Annotated in this window: 19 protein-coding genes; 11 read left to right on the top strand and 8 right to left on the bottom strand. The window is 45.4% G+C overall.

The window, feature by feature from the left end:
• Nucleotides 1-16: 16 nt before the first annotated feature.
• Nucleotides 17-235 (bottom strand): 50S ribosomal protein L31, encoded by a 219-nt coding sequence (rpmE, locus tag A6D97_RS09785; protein WP_004737142.1) that lies wholly within the window; start codon nt 233-235, stop codon nt 17-19.
• Between the two features lie 332 nt (nt 236-567).
• Between rpmE and priA the strand changes: the two genes are divergently transcribed.
• The 3 genes from priA (at nt 568) to A6D97_RS09770 (ending at nt 4,676) form a co-directional block, all read left to right on the top strand.
• On the top strand, nt 568-2,769 hold the full coding sequence (gene priA / locus A6D97_RS09780; protein WP_065584292.1) for a primosomal protein N': 2,202 nt from the start codon (nt 568-570) through the stop codon (nt 2,767-2,769).
• Between the two features lie 240 nt (nt 2,770-3,009).
• A complete protein-coding gene (gene cytR, locus A6D97_RS09775; protein WP_017061147.1) occupies nt 3,010-4,014 on the top strand; it encodes a DNA-binding transcriptional regulator CytR in 1,005 nt (334 codons plus the stop codon).
• 122 nt (nt 4,015-4,136) lie between these two features.
• Nucleotides 4,137-4,676, top strand: coding sequence for an SPOR domain-containing protein (locus A6D97_RS09770; RefSeq protein ID WP_017063677.1), 540 nt, complete (start codon nt 4,137-4,139; stop codon nt 4,674-4,676).
• A gap of 108 nt (nt 4,677-4,784) precedes the next feature.
• On the opposite strand, the gene A6D97_RS09765 is transcribed toward A6D97_RS09770, so the two are convergent.
• Nucleotides 4,785-5,045 carry a hypothetical protein gene (locus A6D97_RS09765; RefSeq protein WP_017061149.1) on the bottom strand — a complete coding sequence of 87 codons (261 nt, stop codon included), beginning with the start codon at nt 5,043-5,045 and terminating at the stop codon, nt 4,785-4,787.
• Nucleotides 5,046-5,343: 298 nt separating this feature from the next.
• Between A6D97_RS09765 and hslV the strand changes: the two genes are divergently transcribed.
• The 4 genes from hslV (at nt 5,344) to rraA (ending at nt 8,956) form a co-directional block, all read left to right on the top strand.
• Nucleotides 5,344-5,892 (top strand): ATP-dependent protease subunit HslV, encoded by a 549-nt coding sequence (gene hslV, locus A6D97_RS09760; protein ID WP_004729692.1) that lies wholly within the window; start codon nt 5,344-5,346, stop codon nt 5,890-5,892.
• A gap of 58 nt (nt 5,893-5,950) precedes the next feature.
• On the top strand, nt 5,951-7,291 hold the full coding sequence (hslU, locus tag A6D97_RS09755; RefSeq protein WP_017061150.1) for an HslU--HslV peptidase ATPase subunit: 1,341 nt from the start codon (nt 5,951-5,953) through the stop codon (nt 7,289-7,291).
• 155 nt (nt 7,292-7,446) lie between these two features.
• A complete protein-coding gene (locus tag A6D97_RS09750; RefSeq protein ID WP_017061151.1) occupies nt 7,447-8,364 on the top strand; it encodes a 1,4-dihydroxy-2-naphthoate polyprenyltransferase in 918 nt (305 codons plus the stop codon).
• Nucleotides 8,365-8,437: 73 nt separating this feature from the next.
• Nucleotides 8,438-8,956 (top strand): ribonuclease E activity regulator RraA, encoded by a 519-nt coding sequence (gene rraA, locus A6D97_RS09745; RefSeq protein WP_065584291.1) that lies wholly within the window; start codon nt 8,438-8,440, stop codon nt 8,954-8,956.
• 98 nt (nt 8,957-9,054) lie between these two features.
• Here rraA and zapB read toward each other — a convergent pair whose 3' ends face one another.
• On the bottom strand, nt 9,055-9,297 hold the full coding sequence (gene zapB / locus A6D97_RS09740) for a cell division protein ZapB (RefSeq protein WP_008219652.1): 243 nt from the start codon (nt 9,295-9,297) through the stop codon (nt 9,055-9,057).
• A 324-nt stretch (nt 9,298-9,621) separates the two neighbouring features.
• Here zapB and glpX point away from each other — a divergent pair, with 324 nt between their 5' ends.
• The 3 genes from glpX (at nt 9,622) to A6D97_RS09725 (ending at nt 11,918) form a co-directional block, all read left to right on the top strand.
• Nucleotides 9,622-10,629 (top strand): class II fructose-bisphosphatase, encoded by a 1,008-nt coding sequence (glpX, locus tag A6D97_RS09735; protein WP_017061153.1) that lies wholly within the window; start codon nt 9,622-9,624, stop codon nt 10,627-10,629.
• A 198-nt stretch (nt 10,630-10,827) separates the two neighbouring features.
• Complete coding sequence (locus A6D97_RS09730; RefSeq protein ID WP_065584290.1) at nt 10,828-11,448, top strand: metalloregulator ArsR/SmtB family transcription factor; 621 nt, start codon at nt 10,828-10,830, stop codon at nt 11,446-11,448.
• 122 nt (nt 11,449-11,570) lie between these two features.
• Nucleotides 11,571-11,918 (top strand): DUF3135 domain-containing protein, encoded by a 348-nt coding sequence (locus tag A6D97_RS09725; protein ID WP_017061155.1) that lies wholly within the window; start codon nt 11,571-11,573, stop codon nt 11,916-11,918.
• A 61-nt stretch (nt 11,919-11,979) separates the two neighbouring features.
• Here A6D97_RS09725 and A6D97_RS09720 read toward each other — a convergent pair whose 3' ends face one another.
• Together A6D97_RS09720 and A6D97_RS09715 are read right to left on the bottom strand one after the other, a co-directional pair.
• Nucleotides 11,980-12,408, bottom strand: a complete 429-nt coding sequence (locus A6D97_RS09720) for a DUF805 domain-containing protein (RefSeq protein WP_065584289.1) — start codon at nt 12,406-12,408, stop codon at nt 11,980-11,982.
• Between the two features lie 45 nt (nt 12,409-12,453).
• Complete coding sequence (locus A6D97_RS09715) at nt 12,454-12,801, bottom strand: 5-carboxymethyl-2-hydroxymuconate isomerase (RefSeq protein WP_017061157.1); 348 nt, start codon at nt 12,799-12,801, stop codon at nt 12,454-12,456.
• Between the two features lie 249 nt (nt 12,802-13,050).
• Between A6D97_RS09715 and tpiA the strand changes: the two genes are divergently transcribed.
• Nucleotides 13,051-13,821: a triose-phosphate isomerase gene (gene tpiA / locus A6D97_RS09710; RefSeq protein ID WP_017061158.1), complete on the top strand. Its 771-nt coding sequence runs from the start codon at nt 13,051-13,053 to the stop codon at nt 13,819-13,821.
• 149 nt (nt 13,822-13,970) lie between these two features.
• On the opposite strand, the gene pfkA is transcribed toward tpiA, so the two are convergent.
• From pfkA to A6D97_RS09695, 3 genes are all read right to left on the bottom strand, one after another.
• Nucleotides 13,971-14,933 (bottom strand): 6-phosphofructokinase, encoded by a 963-nt coding sequence (pfkA, locus tag A6D97_RS09705; protein ID WP_017061160.1) that lies wholly within the window; start codon nt 14,931-14,933, stop codon nt 13,971-13,973.
• Between the two features lie 317 nt (nt 14,934-15,250).
• Nucleotides 15,251-16,159, bottom strand: coding sequence for a CDF family cation-efflux transporter FieF (gene fieF, locus A6D97_RS09700; protein ID WP_029235400.1), 909 nt, complete (start codon nt 16,157-16,159; stop codon nt 15,251-15,253).
• Nucleotides 16,160-16,323: 164 nt separating this feature from the next.
• The gene (locus A6D97_RS09695) at nt 16,324-16,833 is read right to left on the bottom strand and encodes a CpxP family protein (RefSeq protein ID WP_017063671.1); all 510 of its coding nucleotides are present in this window, start codon (nt 16,831-16,833) and stop codon (nt 16,324-16,326) included.
• Nucleotides 16,834-16,954 lie beyond the last annotated feature (121 nt).

The following is a 16,954-nucleotide window of genomic DNA, read 5'->3' as shown; positions in this document are numbered from 1 at the left end:
GTCTAAATAGCGAGAATTACTTCTTGCTAGAAAGAGCACCGAAACGCTTGTTGAAGCGATCAACACGGCCGCCAGTATCTACGATACGTTGCTTACCAGTGTAGAACGGGTGACATTTGTCACATACGTCTAGGTGGATTGATTCTTTTGCTAGCGTTGAGTTGAACTCAAATGTGTTGCCGCAAGAACAAGTTGCAGTAACTGCTTTGTATTCTGGGTGGATTCCAGCTTTCATGGGATAACCTCAAGTAGGCCGTGTCGCTATACGATTCTAAGCCGCACACCACACGTAGTTTAAAAAAAGAAATAAAGACACCGCATCGACACAAAAGAGTGATGAAGCCATACCTTTAAGGCGCAGTATAGTAATGAATCTATAAAGCAGGATCAACCGATTTGATACATTTTTCACCAATTCTCTCTTTATTTCCTTTATCGGCCTGAGATTTCGGGCTGTCGTTGTCGGTATACGCTAACTCGCCACCTTCATCCAAACTGCTTCTCGAATTTAACCGCCTTATCCTTTAGACTGTTCGCTCTCGTCAACTCAGATAAAGCCGTCCCTTTATGCGTCCAATGATTGCCCGCGTGGCACTGCCTGTTCCACTCGACAAGCAGTTCGATTACAAGATTCCAAACCACCTATTTCCGATTATTGGTGGACGAGTCTCTGTGCCTTTTGGACGACAAACCTTAACCGGCATTGTCACGGCTCTGGTTAACGAATCTGAATTCGAGCTAGACAAGCTCAAACCGATTAAAGCCTTGTTAGATAATCAGCCTGTTTGGCCGGAATCTGTCTATTCACTGTTAACTTGGTGCAGTCAGTTCTACCAGTACCCACTTGGCGAAACCTTTGCCAATGCCCTACCCAGCGCTTTACGCAAAGGCAAAGCTGCAGACTTCGCAACTTTGGTTGAATGGCAGTTAACGCCATCAGGCAAAGACCAACTGATGCAAGGTTTTGGTCGCGCGGTCAAGCAAGCCAAAGTGATGCACATGCTTGAACACGGCCCGGTTCCTCATCAAGAGTTCATTGATGAAGAAGTTGGCAGCGCCGTACTCAAAACGCTAGAAGAGAAAGGCTGGATTGAATCGGTAGAGAAAAAGCCGAAGCGTCAGGCGTGGCCAGTTGATCTTGAAAACGACCAAGACAAACCTAAGCTCAATGCTGAACAAGCCATCGCGATTGCGACCGTAAATAGCCAAACCGACTTTGGTTGTTTCCTGTTAGAAGGCGTCACTGGCTCAGGTAAGACCGAGGTTTACCTGAATATGATTAAGCCGATTCTCGATCAAGGTAAACAAGCGTTAGTACTCGTGCCTGAGATTGGCCTCACCCCTCAAACAATTAACCGCTTTAAACGACGCTTTAATGTGCCTGTTGAGGTTATCCACTCAGGTTTAAACGATTCTGAGCGACTGAATGCTTGGTTATCGGCGCGTGATAAAATAGCGGGCATCGTGATTGGTACCCGTTCGGCTCTGTTCACGCCGTTTGCGGATCTGGGCATTATCATTGTCGATGAAGAACACGACGCCTCTTATAAACAACAAGATAGCCTGCGCTACCACGCTCGAGATGTGGCGATCATGCGTGCTCATAAAGCACAGATTCCAATAGTGTTAGGCTCGGCGACTCCGGCCTTTGAAACACTGCACAACGCTCAGATTGGTAAATACAGTTATCTCACCCTTACTTCACGTGCGGGTGTCGCACTGCCGACCACCAATAAGGTGTTGGATGTTAAAGGTGAATATCTAGAAAGTGGCCTGTCTGCGTCGTTAATTGCAGAGATGCAAAGACACCTCAAAGCAGGCAACCAAGTGATGCTGTTCCTCAATCGCCGAGGGTTTTCTCCGGCATTGATGTGTCACGATTGTGGTTGGACAGCCGAGTGTAAACGTTGTGATGCTTACTACACCTATCACCAATACAGTAATGAGATGCGCTGCCACCACTGTGGTTCTCAGCAGCATATCGTGCACAACTGCCAAGGTTGTGGGTCTGTGAACTTGGTGACAGTGGGTGTCGGGACCGAGCAGTTAGAAGCTCAACTTGGTCAACTATTCCCGGAATACAAAACCATTCGTATTGACCGCGACAGCACCCGCCGTAAAGGCAGCTTAGAAAGCGCGCTCGAGTCGATTCGTAAGGGTGAATTCCAAATTCTTATCGGCACGCAGATGCTTGCTAAGGGTCACCATTTCCCTGACGTGACACTTGTGGCGTTATTGGATGTGGATGGCTCTTTATATAGTAGTGACTTCCGTGCCTCTGAACGTCTTGCCCAGCTATTCATCCAAGTAGCGGGACGCGCAGGACGAGCAAGCAAACCCGGTGAAGTGATCTTACAGACTCACCACCCAGAACATGGGTTGTTGCAAGCCTTGCTACACAAAGACTATAACCACTTTGCTCAGACGGCGCTGGCAGAACGTAAGCTGGCAATGTTACCGCCCTATACCTTTATGACGCTGTTTAGAGCAGAAGCCAATGACACTCGCTTGGTGGAAGAGTTCTTGCGTCAGGTTCGTCACACATTGGAATCGCACCCGCTGTTTGACCAATATTGCATGGTGTTAGGGCCAACCCCGGCTCCGTTAGCAAAACGAGCGGGCAAATCGCGCTGGCAGTTAATCTTACAAACTCAGATGCGCTCGTTAATGCAGAAGCTATTGATGAGTGCCAAGCCAGCCATCAATATGTTACCTGCTGCGAAAAAAGTTCGCTGGTCACTCGATATTGAGCCGCAAGATTTGAGTTAAACCCACTTGGGTTAAAACTAATGATAAGTTTGTTCACAAATATTTCATATTTCTCGTGAGCAACTTCACACTAGTCATGTGATTTTTGTTAATCTAGCCGTAACTTTACACGGATTAAACGAATAAAATATTGCAATAAAAAAAGTGTTAGCAACACTTTCATAATATCTATTCGATTACATTTATTATTCACGCCTTAGATACTTAGGCGGCAAAGGAACTTAAAAGAGGGTTTAATTTATGGCGACAATGAAGGATGTTGCCCAGCTAGCAGGCGTCTCAACAGCCACGGTATCACGTGCATTGATGAACCCTGAGAAAGTCTCAGTTTCGACTCGCAAACGAGTGGAAACAGCAGTACTTGAAGCTGGATACTCACCCAATACATTAGCTAGAAACTTACGTCGCAACGAATCAAAAACCATCATCACTATTGTTCCTGATATCTGTGACCCTTATTTCGCCGAGATCATTCGTGGTATCGAAGATGCCGCAGTAGAAAATGATTACCTTGTTCTACTGGGTGATAGCGGCCAGCAAAAGAAGCGCGAGTCTTCGTTTGTTAACTTAGTTTTCACCAAACAAGCCGACGGCATGTTGCTGCTGGGTACTGACCATCCGTTTGATGTCAGCAAACCTGAACAAAAGAATTTACCGCCGATGGTAATGGCGTGTGAGTTTGCCCCTGAGCTTGAACTGCCTACGGTACACATCGATAACCTGACCTCTGCCTTTGAAGCGGTGAACTACCTAGCTCAGTTAGGTCATAAGCGTATTGCTCAAATTTCAGGACCAGTATCGGCAACACTGTGTAAGTTCCGCCAACAAGGCTACCAGCAAGCGCTGCGTCGCGCCGGAGTCTCAATGAATCCAGCCTATAGCACGGTCGGTGACTTCACCTTTGAAGCGGGCGCTCAAGCGGTTCGTCAATTACTGGCACTTCCTGAACAACCTACAGCTATCTTCTGTCACAACGATGCGATGGCGATTGGTGCGATTCAAGAAACGAAGAAGCTGGGCTTGCGCGTTCCTCAAGACCTATCGATTGTCGGCTTCGATGACATCCAATTCGCTCAATACTGCGATCCACCGCTAACCACCATTTCTCAGCCTCGTTATGAGATTGGGCGCCAAGCGATGTTGATGATGCTTGATCTATTAAAAGGCAACGATGTGCAAGCAGGTTCGCGTCTGCTTGAAGCTAAATTAGTGGTTCGAGGCAGTACAGCGCCACCTCGAATATAACCCTTAGAAATACCCTTATAAATCTGCGGCACATTTTGATGTGCCGCTTCCATTTCTGCACTATTATCCTCGCGCAATCTGGATTACCATGAGGGCAGAATCAGCAACTATTGAATTGTCTTGTGGCTAATAGAGATTATGTAAAGCGCGGTCGTGGCACGAAAAAACCGACCAAAAAACAAGCCCCTCGCCGTAAACCTTGGCGCAGTGGTCTTTTGGCGATCCTCCTTGCCGGTGGTTTTGGTTACGGACTTTACCTATTGAGTAATGATCCTGAGCCGCCTGCACCAACGCCTGTGGCAACCAAACCAAAACCTAAGCCAAAACCAGCGAAAGTGATTCCGCCGCCTCCTGAAGAGAAGTGGGACTACGTTGAAACGCTGCCAAGCCGCGAGATTGAAGTAAAAGCCAAAGAGCAACAGATCTCTAAGATCCCTTACATCATGCAGTGTGGCGCTTACAAAACCTCGTCGCAGGCAGAAGCACGTAAGTTGGATATTGCCTTCCAAGGTATCTCAAGTGAGATCCGCAAGAAAGATGGCAGTAGCTGGTACCGTGTGGTTTTAGGGCCATACAAGTTGAAGCGTGACGCAGAACGCGATCGCCATAAGCTGCAACGAGCGAAAATTGAACCTTGCGCTATTTGGAAAGACGAGTCTTAATCAACTCAATATATAATAGGGGGAAGAGGATTCCCCCTATTGCTGTTTGAAAGCGTTCAATAGTTCATCGCACAAGCAATACCAGTATGTTAATCAAAAGAGTGCGTTTTAACGAAACTGAGGTACTTGTTCGTAGTACTCAAGCCCAAAGTCAGTCAGGTAGACCTGCTCCTTATTTATCTCGATGTAACCAAAAAAATCCAAGTGCGCTAAAACGTTAGGAAATGGACGTTTAAGAAAAACGTTGACCGAGTTTTTTAGATGTTCTGTTGAACACTCGCCCGCCTCCTGATACATCAGATGATGCAGTATAGACAGCTCATCCAGATCCATATCTCTATTAAAAAAACTGATATTGTCACTATTCATCACACTACTCCTTATGCAGTGAATACCACTGATTAGTGAACATCATTCCTTATAAATCAAACAAAAAGTGTTAACCATTTCACGTTAGAAATTTGTTTTATCTTTTTTTATATTTATCACAAACTATTAACCCACCAACCCTTACCACACATAGGCTCAACAGGTAATGGATGTTTGAAACAACTGGTAATATTTAGTTTTTTTGATATGACATACCATTAAAAGTGGCACTTGAATTCATGATAGTGGAGCCACATATAAGTAGTAACCATAAATAATAATCAAAAGAGGTCGACTCGTGACTACCATTGTATCTGTACGTCGTAATAATAAAGTCGTCATCGCGGGTGATGGACAAGTATCTCTGGGCAATACAGTAATGAAGGGCAACGCCCGTAAAGTACGTCGCCTATACAACAACAAAGTACTGGCCGGTTTTGCTGGCGGTACGGCTGATGCTTTCACGCTATTCGAAAAATTTGAAAGCAAGCTGCAAATGCACCAAGGCCATCTCACCAAAGCGGCAGTTGAGCTAGCGAAGGATTGGCGTAGCGACCGTGCTCTACGTAAGTTAGAAGCACTGTTAGCAGTAGCGGATGAGACCGCTTCACTGATCATCACAGGTAACGGTGACGTAGTTCAACCTGAGAACGACCTGATTGCGATCGGTTCGGGCGGAAACTTCGCTCAAGCAGCCGCTACTGCACTATTAGAAAATACTGATTTAGATGCGCGTGAAATCGCAGAAAAGTCGCTGAACATTGCAGGCGACATCTGTGTCTTCACCAACCATCACCACACTATTGAAGAACTAGAAAGCACCGTTGAGCTGCCAAAGCCAGAGTAACGACCGCTTCCATCAATAACGTTGTATTCAACAGTGATTAAAGAATTAAGGAAAAACCATGTCTGAGATGACTCCTCGCGAAATTGTTCACGAACTCAATCGCCACATTATCGGCCAAGACAACGCTAAGCGCTCAGTGGCTATCGCTCTTCGTAACCGCTGGCGGCGTATGCAGCTTGAAGAAAGCCTACGTGTTGAAGTATCGCCAAAAAACATCCTGATGATTGGCCCAACGGGTGTAGGTAAAACTGAAATAGCTCGCCGCCTAGCGAAATTAGCAAACGCGCCTTTCATCAAGGTAGAAGCGACTAAGTTCACCGAAGTGGGTTACGTTGGTAAAGAAGTTGAAACCATCATCCGTGATCTAACGGACGTTGCGATCAAGATGACGCACCAACAAGCGATGGAAAAAGTACAATACCGCGCTGAAGAACAAGCTGAAGAACGCATTCTTGATGCCCTTCTACCACCAGCGCGTGATGCTTGGGGTCAGAACGAGCAATCAACTGAAGACACAACCTCTTCAAACACTCGTCAGATTTTCCGCAAGAAACTGCGTGAAGGTAAGCTAGATGACAAAGAGATTGAAGTTGATGTAGCCGCACCGCAAATGGGCGTTGAAATCATGTCACCTCCAGGCATGGAAGAGATGACAAACCAGCTGCAAGGCATGTTCCAAAACCTAGCGGGCGACACCAAGAAAAAGCGTAAGATGAAAATCAAAGACGCATTCAAAGCACTGACGGAAGAAGAAGCTGCGAAGCTTGTGAACCAAGAAGAGCTGAAAGAGAACGCGATCTTCAACGCTGAAAACAACGGCATCGTATTCATCGATGAGATCGACAAAATCTGTAAGCGTGGCGACAGTTCAGGCCCAGATGTATCTCGCGAAGGTGTTCAGCGTGACCTACTGCCTCTTATCGAAGGCAGCACAGTATCAACCAAGCACGGTATGGTTAAAACTGACCACATCTTGTTTATCACATCAGGCGCATTCCAAGTGGCTAAGCCATCTGACCTGATCCCTGAGCTACAAGGTCGTCTACCAATCCGCGTAGAACTTGAAGCACTATCAGCACATGACTTCAAACGCATCCTAACTGAGCCAAAAGCATCTCTAACAGAGCAATACATTGCCCTAATGAAAACAGAAGATGTCAACATTGAGTTCACTGAAGATGGCATCAACCAGATTGCGGACGCAGCATGGCGCGTAAACGAAACCACTGAGAACATCGGTGCGCGTCGTCTACACACAGTGATGGAGCGTCTAATGGATGAGATTTCATTCGAAGCAACAGACAAAGCTGGCAGCAAGCTAGTGATTGATGAAGCTTACGTAACATCGAAACTTGGCGAATTCGTTGAAGACGAAGACCTAAGCCGCTTCATCCTGTAGCACACCAAACTCTAACTTATTGCTCTATCTCAAAGAAATAGCAGCTAATAAGCGAATTCAAGGCCCACTTTCGAGTGGGCTTTTTATTACCCGAAAAATGGGCGTATACTCAAATCACAGTATGAAACGAAGACTTACAAAGAATTAGACCTACGATGAAACAATCTCTACTGATCTGGCTTGATGCCGCACGACCAAAAACTCTGCCTCTCGCACTTGTCTCTATTCTTACAGGAAGTAGTTTAGCGTTCGCCGGTGGTCAGTTTTCTTTATCGATAGCCCTACTGGCATTTTTAACCGCCACCCTATTACAGATTTTATCGAACCTAGCCAATGACTATGGCGACGCCGTAAAAGGCACAGACAACGAAAATCGTCTGGGGCCAACACGTGCCATGCAATCTGGCGCGGTAACAGCAAAAACCATGAAGCAAGCGATCATCCTCAACATCGTGTTTACTATGGTCGCTGGGCTGATTCTTATTTTTCATGCCTTAACCTCGATTGAAAGTATCTTATCTTTCATTGCGTTAGGCATATTAGCCATTGTTGCTGCCATCGCTTATACCGTCGGTAATAAGCCTTATGGCTATATTGGCCTTGGCGACTTATCGGTATTTATCTTCTTCGGTTTATTAGGTGTTTCAGGGACTTACTTCTTGCACACTGGCCATGTTGAACCAAGCCTATTCCTTCCGGCATTGGGCTGTGGCTTGATGGCGGTTGCGGTACTCAATATCAACAACATGCGTGATATCGAAAACGACAGCGAATGTGGTAAGCGCACCATGGCGGTTCGCCTAGGACAACGCAAAGCCAAACACTATCATTTTGCTCTGCTTGGCCTCGCCCTTGCGTCTTTCGCTATCTACCTGCTTATTCAAGAAAAGCCGGTCTGGATCAGCCTGCCGTTTTTGCTGAGCATTATTATTGTTTACAAGCATGGCAAAGCCGTTTGGGAAACCGAAAAGCCAGCGCAAATTGCACCAATGATGCCCGTGATTGTGAAATGCTCACTGGTCACTAACCTATTGTTTGCAGGGGTTGTCGTAGCTCAAACTCTATTGAGTTAAATGAGACTAATCATTGCAAAGGGATCAAGCGCCGATATACTCAAAGTAAGCTCATTGTTCAAAAGGTATACTAATGGAATACAACACTTCAGCACTGTGCGACATATATTTGGATCAAGTTGATGTCGTGGAGCCAATGTTCAGCAACTTCGGTGGACGTGCATCCTTCGCAGGACAGATCACTACATTAAAGTGTTTTGAAGACAACGCTTTGATTCGCTCTGTACTAGAGCAAGACGGTCTGGGGCGTGTGTTGTTAATCGATGGGGGCGGCTCACTACGTAAAGCGCTGATCGATGCTGAGATAGCCCTACTTGCCGAAGACAATGAGTGGGAAGGGATTGTGGTTTACGGGTGCGTTCGTGAAGTCGATGAGCTTGAAGACATGAACCTAGGTCTCCAAGCCTTGGCTTCTATCCCTGTTGGTGCGAGCCAAGAAGGTGTCGGTGAATTAGACGTTCCAGTGAACTTTGGCAGCGTGACCTTCTTACCTGAAGATTACCTCTACGCAGACAACACTGGCATCATTCTTTCTGCCGAACCTCTAGATGTAGAACTCGATTTGGATGTCGAGGAAGAAGACGTCGAGTAACTCTCACTCAGCTTCAAATAATAAAACAAATCATAAGAACACAAACAAAAACGCCCGCTACTGAGTAGCGGGCGGTTTTTTTAAATCTGAAGAGTCGATTACTCTACTTCATCCATTTTACCAAGAAGGTTACGGATGCGATCTTGCCATGCTGAATGCTCTTCCTGCATTTGCTGAGTTTTTTGCTCTAGCTCGTGACGGCTTGCTTTAAGCTCACCAGCTTCTGTTGCTAGTGCTTGTTTCTCTTCTTTAAGCTCTTCCACTTCCATTTGAAGAAGTGCAATTGTATCTACTGCTGTTTGAATTTTTGCTTCTAGCTGCTCTAGTACTTCAAAAGACATTCTGGCCTACCTTTAAGTTATCCGTTTGATGGTGAAGGTTCACTCCACTTATTTCCCCATTCTACTCAGCAGAGCAAGGATAAACACTCAATATATTCGATATTTTGCGCCATTCGATGAAAAAAACAGCACTTTTTACCGAATATTGACGTGAACGATTACCGCCACAACGGCAAACCGATTATTTTGATGAATAATAACTGTTTTCCACTGCGAATTGATCGAGAGCAATCTCCAAAAAACAAAAAGGCAAACGTTTCCTTTTGGATATGGTAAAATTCGCCGCGAAATTTCTATTCCCCCTTTGAAAATTTTGGAGTCCGCATGAAACGCGATTTAGCAATGTCATTCTCTCGTGTCACAGAAGGTGCAGCACTAGCTGGTTACAAGTGGCTTGGCCGTGGCGATAAAAACGCTGCAGATGGCGCTGCTGTAGAAGTAATGCGTAGCCTATTAAACAAAACCGAAATTAGCGGTGAGATTGTTATCGGCGAAGGTGAAATCGATGATGCACCTATGCTATACATCGGCGAAAACGTAGGTGTGGGCGGCGACGCTGTCGACATCGCAGTTGACCCAATTGAAGGGACACGCATGACAGCAATGGGCCAATCAAATGCATTGGCTGTATTGGCTGCGGGCGAAAAAGGCAGCTTCCTTAAAGCGCCTGATATGTACATGGAAAAGTTGGTTGTTGGCCCTGGCGCTAAAGGCGTGATTGACCTAGAACTGCCACTAACAGAAAACCTAGAAAACATCGCTAAAGCACTAGGTAAAACACTTGATACTCTAGTCGTAACCACGCTTGCTAAGCCTCGTCATGATCAAGTCATCGCCGACATGCAAGCAATGGGCGTTCGTGTATTTGCTGTGCCAGACGGTGATGTTGCGGCTTCTATCTTAACCTGTATGCCAGACAGTGAAGTAGACGTCATGTACTGCATCGGCGGCGCACCTGAAGGTGTGGTCTCGGCGGCGGTAATTCGCGCACTCGACGGCGACATGCACGGTCGTCTTCTACCTCGCCACGAAGTGAAAGGCGACACAGAAGAGAACCGCAAGCACGGTGAACTTGAACTTGAGCGCTGCGCAGAAATGGGCGTAACGGCGGGTATCGTATTGAAGATGGAAGACATGGCACGCAGCGACAACGTTGTATTCTCAGCAACAGGCATCACTAAGGGTGACTTGCTAGAAGGTATTTCTCGTCAAGGTAATATCGCAACCACAGAAACCCTGCTTATCCGTGGCCGCTGCCGTACAATTCGCCGCATCAAATCTATCCACTACCTAGAGCGTAAAGATCCAGAAGTAGTAGGTCATATCCTGTAAGCCTAAATTCGGTGAAACAGAATATTCCAAGGCTGATACCTAGTATCAGCCTTTTGTTTTATTAGCGCACCAGAATCTGACCATGGCAGCCAATAGAGTAAAACGCTATCTATAGAGTAAATTATCATCAATATAGTAAATGGTTTGCTTTATAAACACCTTGCCTCATAATAGTAAGGTTCATTAGGTAGGGATAGTATGAAAACAAGCGACAGAATCTTACAGACCATTAAGCGTCAAGGCGCGGTAACCGCGAAACAACTGTCAGAAGAATTTGGCATGACGACAATGGGGGCAAGGCAACATCTGCAAAGCCTGGAAGATGACGGTATTCTTGCGTTTCATGATGTGAAAGTGAAAGTGGGTCGCCCGACTCGCCACTGGTCCCTGACTCAACAAGGTCATAACCAATTTTCAGACCGACATGGTGAACTCACCATTCAAGTGATTGATGCTGTCGAGAATCTATTTGGTAAAGAAGGGCTGGCTAAGGTTGCTGCCGAGCGTGAACAACACACTCTTAAGCAGTATCAAACTGCGCTGTCTGGCTGTGATTCACTCATCAGCAAGCTTAAAAAACTCACCCAGCTTCGTGAAGACGAAGGCTACATGGCTGAGCTTCAAGAGTATGATGATCACTACATCTTGATTGAGAACCACTGCCCTATCTGTAAGGCTGCAACTCGCTGCCCTAGCCTGTGCCAATCTGAGCTCAACGTGTTTACTGAGTTACTAAAAGATGAGTGTCACGTGAGCCGTACAGAGCACATCATTGCTGGCGAACGACGCTGCACTTACACCTTAACACCCGCCCTTTGATTGCAAAGGTAATCGGCTAATACCGTCTCAATATTGAGAAAATACAAATAGATTAAAATTTGTACAGATTTCTTTCTTAAGCTTAGAGCATATGAAACACGCTTAATGCTAAGGAAGGAATGATGGCGCATCCACAACCCGCTCAAAAACTGCCACCCTTTGATGAACTTGTCCAACTCGCGAAAAGCGACCCGAAAGCATTCAATCAATTCAAACACGAGATGTGCGAACAGATGATTTGTTCGGCTTCAGACGTGATGCAAGACCGACTTCGTGCGCAGCAAAGTCACATCGACTTAGTGGTTAGCCGTTGTAAAAACCCACACCACGCCAATGTCGTACTCATGCAAGAGCTGCGCTGTCAGGTCTGTAAGTTCCAAGATGCACTCGAAGGGCGCTGCGGCTTTGAAGAATCTCTGCCTGAAAATGTCGTGCCTTTTAAGCCGAATACTGAACCTAAAATGTACTGAAATTAGCAAAGCACTAAAAAGAAAAAGGGAGCGTAATGCTCCCTTCTTATTAATTCGCTGTTCAATATTTACATGGGTCTTCGCCGTAGTCATTACGGCCTTCTGTGCCTTTCAACAAGCCACACTCAATCAGAATCCACAAACCACACACTAATGCCACGACGGTTGCCGCCATATGAATTGGTGATACCGGCTCTGTCGTCGTTGCAGCCATTGGCGAAGCTAAACGACCCAAGACTAATGGCACATTCAATAGTAGCCAGTAATTAGACTTATTGCGGTCGTGCCAGCGCTTAGCGGTTACCGCAAGATCTGGGATCACAAGCATCAATAAGAAGATTGGTAGCAGGATATAAGAGTAAGCAGGGAACAACACAGAAATACCAGAAGCAAAGCCGGTAATCGCTATGTAGTAGAAAATATTCCAAATCCAGTAAGTCTTACGACCAATTCTCCCCTTGAAAGAGAGCAGTAATTCTTTCATCGACATCTTAAATACTCAAATTTATACGCCGCTAAAAGTCAGCAGCAATGGTTAGTTTATTACTTTTTGAAAGCAACTTTTATCCATATCACGAATATTCACCGTTAAGCTTCTTACATGACTTGCTTGTTCTTGCAGGATCTGCATTAACGATCGTGACAATTCTCGCTTTTGCTCTTCCGTTCGTCCCGAAAGTAACTCAAAGCTGATATGAATAAAGTCTACACTATCTTCCTCATCACCGACCAACCAATTATGGCAACGCAGTGAACGAGATTTCACTGATGGCACATCAAACAAGCCACATGTGAGAGCGACTTGGTGGAGATCTTCCAGTAAGCCTTGGATATTTACTCGCTCATCCACTGAATTGGAGTACTCTAGAACTAGATTCGGCATTGTTACTTCCTGTTGTTAACGCAATCGTTTGTCCCTTAATAACAACTAACGATGAAAAATCCGAGAAGTTAGCTATTATTCTGTCTGCCGGATCACTGATATATGCTCAAAATCTACTCTGACCATTGAGTAAGATCCAAGAAAGTCATGACCACAGTCATGATCTGTTGATATTAATCTGTTATATTATTTCGTAATAAAGTTTACTTTTTTACATTCGATTTATTTAAATACTTTGGAGATATTCCTATGCGTCATCCTGTAGTTATGGGTAACTGGAAACTAAACGGCAGCAAAGAAATGGTTGTTGATCTACTAAACGGTCTTAACGCTGAACTTGAAGGCGTAACAGGCGTAGACGTAGCAGTTGCTCCACCAGCACTTTTCGTTGATCTTGCTGAGCGTACGCTTACTGAAGCGGGCAGCGCGATCATCCTAGGTGCTCAAAACTCTGACCTAAACAACAGCGGTGCATTCACTGGCGACATGTCTCCAGCAATGCTTAAAGAGTTCGGCGCATCTCACATCATCATCGGTCACTCTGAGCGTCGTGAATACCACAACGAATCAGATGAGTTCGTAGCTAAGAAATTCGCATTCCTAAAAGAGAACGGCCTAACTCCAGTTCTTTGTATCGGTGAATCTGAAGCACAAAACGAAGCAGGCGAAACTGTTGCAGTATGTGCTCGTCAACTTGACGCTGTTATCAACACTCAAGGTGTTGAAGCTCTTGAAGGCGCTATCATCGCTTACGAACCAATCTGGGCTATCGGTACTGGTAAAGCAGCTACAGCTGAAGATGCACAACGCATCCACGCTCAAATCCGTGCACACATCGCAGAGAAATCTGAAGAAGTTGCTAAGAAAGTTGTTATCCAATACGGCGGTTCTGTTAAGCCAGAAAACGCAGCAGCTTACTTCGCACAACCAGACATCGACGGTGCTCTAGTTGGCGGCGCAGCTCTAGACGCGAAAAGCTTCGCAGCTATCGCTAAAGCAGCAGCTGAAGCAAAAGCTTAATTTAAACCTCACCGTTTAGATTAGATGAAAGGTCAACTTAGGTTGGCCTTTTTTATTACCTGTCGTTTCTGAAACCCAAACGGCAGGCACAAAAAAACCGCTGAATAATCAGCGGTTTTTAAATTCTTTAAGAGAACGCTAAGCGTGGCTTAGAACAACTCTTCTGCAACGCGGAACAGCTCAGAACGGTCTGGGTTCTGCATGTTCTCGATACAATCGATGATGTCGTGGTGAACAAGTTCTTCTTTCTCGATACCAACACAACGACCACCGTGACCTTCTTGAAGAAGGTGAACAGCGTAGTTACCCATACGAGAAGCCAATACACGGTCAAATGCAGTAGGACGACCACCACGTTGGATGTGACCAAGAACCGTTGCACGAGTTTCACGACCTGTTGAAGATTCGATCTCTTTAGCCAGTTCGTTAGCATCCATCATTAGCTCAGTTAGAGCGATGATTGCGTGCTTCTTACCTTTCGCAATGCCATCTTGGATGTTGCTGATAAGCTGTTCTTTATCTAGGCCAGTCTCTGGAGTAATGATGTACTCACAACCACCCGCGATTGCTGACATAAGCGTAAGGTCACCACAGTGACGGCCCATGATTTCAACAATAGAAATACGTTGGTGAGAAGAAGACGTGTCACGTAGACGGTCAATTGAATCAATAACAGTGTTAAGCGCTGTTAGGTAACCGATTGTGTAGTCAGTACCCGCGATATCGTTATCGATTGTGCCTGGAAGACCGATACATGGGTAACCCATTTCAGTCAGCTTCTTAGCACCCATGTAAGAACCGTCACCACCGATAACAACAAGTGCTTCGATACCGTGCTTCTTAAGGTTCTCAATGCCTTTCTCACGAACAGCAACGTCTTTAAATTCAGGGAAACGTGCAGAACCTAAGAAAGTACCACCACGGTTGATCACGTCAGATACGCTTGAACGGTCAAGCTTTTCGATACGGTCTTCCACAAGGCCTTGGTAGCCATCGTAAATACCGTAAACTTCAATGCCAACTGATAACGCAGTACGAACAACGCCGCGAACTGCTGCGTTCATACCTGGAGCGTCACCACCACTGGTCAAAACACCGATCTTCTTAATCATGCTCACCCTCGATTTTTGGGAATCTATTATTCAATTCTTGTTCTTGCTGATTGTATATCAACAAGATTTTAAATCTATATTTGTGCGTTATGTTACATTTCCTCAACAGGAATAGCACTCAAATCGCGTAAAATTATGTAACATTTCTACTTCTGTAAGAGTATTACAGTTTTACTCAATAACTTTGTTGATTCACATCAGAATCAACATTAATTGTTACTAAGGTGGTTTTTGAATCACCTAACAGTTAATAATTTTTACTCACTTTAGTTCAAAAGCCACTCACTTACCATTTGCCCGCTGATTTTTAGCACGCATTACCACGAGTGGAATTTCTGCTGCTTCTCTGGTCCAAATACGACCGAATACGGGTCTTGGTGAATTAATACATCAGCATCAGGGAACACGGAGATAAGCTTAGCCTCTACTTCGTCAGAAATGCGATGCGCTTCAATAAGTGGGATATTATCTTCCAATTCTAGATGCAGTTGGATGAAGCGTATTGGCCCCGAGCGACGCGTTCGTAATTGATGCACACCCAACACGCCTTCCACGCTCAATGATGTCTCTTTAATCTGTTTCAGCTCATCATCTGGCAGCTTATGATCAAGCAGAGACTGAACCGCTTCCATCGCCATTTGATAAGCGCTGTACAGAATGTAGATACCGATACCGACCGCGAATACTGAGTCCGCCTGACCAATCCCAAACCAGCTCAATGCCAGTGCCAGCATGATCGCAGCGTTCATATAAAGGTCTGATTGATAGTGCAGAGAGTCGGCCGCAATAGCTTGGCTGCCTGTTTTGTTGACCACATGCTTTTGGAATCGAACCAAACCGAAGGTCATCACCATCGCAAATAAGCTGACATAGATACCAATCTCTGGAGAATTCAGTTCATGAGGTCGGAAGAAGCGCTCAATACCATTGAGAATAAGGAAACATGCAGAGCCTGAAATAAACATTGCCTGCGCTAATGCAGCGAGAGATTCAGCCTTACCATGACCAAAGGTGTGCTCTTTGTCGGCAGGCTGCAGAGAGTAACGAACCACGATAAGGTTAACGACAGAGGCCGCGATATCCAGCATTGAATCCACGACGGAAGCCAGCAGACTCACAGAACCTGTTACCCACCACGCTGCGACTTTCACTATCAATAAAATAGTGGCGATGGTGGTGGCTGCCCAAGCGGCGAGCGTAACTAAACGTGCGTATTCTTGTTTCATAACTTGGCTATAAAGTGACTGATAGCACAAAGTATAACCTGCAAACAACCAATTGAATATGACAGCTATGATGTAAAACATTCATTTTTAAGGATCAAAAAAAGCGGCACTCGGCCGCTTCTTTCTAAACACTTTCATTCAACGCTGATTTTTCAAGCAATGAATTACTTGTCTTTGTTCATGCGTTTTCCCATTTTGTCAGCACATTTAGTCATGCGCTCTTGTTGGATTTCTTTCAGTTGAGTCTTTTGCTCAGCCGTTAGTACGCTCATCATTTGGTGTTGCTTCTTAAGCATTGCTACGCGACGCTCAGTTTGCTTCTCAACCATTTGGCTTGCTAGGTCGTTTGCTGCTGCTTCGTCAAAGTTGTCAGCAAGTACCAATGCTTGAACCTTTTCGTGATGCGCTTTCATTTGCGCCATTTTTGCCGTTTTGTTTGCACCGCGCTTTGCTTTCATCTCAGCACGGTCTGCTTCACGCATCTCTTTTAACTGTTCTTTTTGAGCGTCGGTTAGGTCTAGTTGGCGCATTACTTTTTTATCGAAACCGCCACACTTGTCGTGCATACCTTTGTGGTCACCTTTATCACCACCACCGTAAGCATACGCGCTTGCTGTACCAAAAATAAGTGGAAGTGCCGCAGCTGCTAGTACAAGTTTCTTAGTCATTTTCATAATTGTTGCCTCAATTCGGTATAATAAGTCATGTGTTGCGTCTGTTTCTCAGCGCTTGAATATAGATTAGTCTTTCCCTCGTAAAGTGACGTTTAGAAAGCGTAAAGAATCGTAAAGAGTG

It is taken from the genome of Vibrio sp. ZF57, from assembly GCF_001691235.1.
GTDB classification, from domain to species: Bacteria; Pseudomonadota; Gammaproteobacteria; order Enterobacterales; family Vibrionaceae; genus Vibrio; species Vibrio crassostreae_C.
The sequence above is the reverse complement of the archived record's forward strand: the minus strand, read 5'-3'. Positions and strand labels throughout refer to the sequence as shown.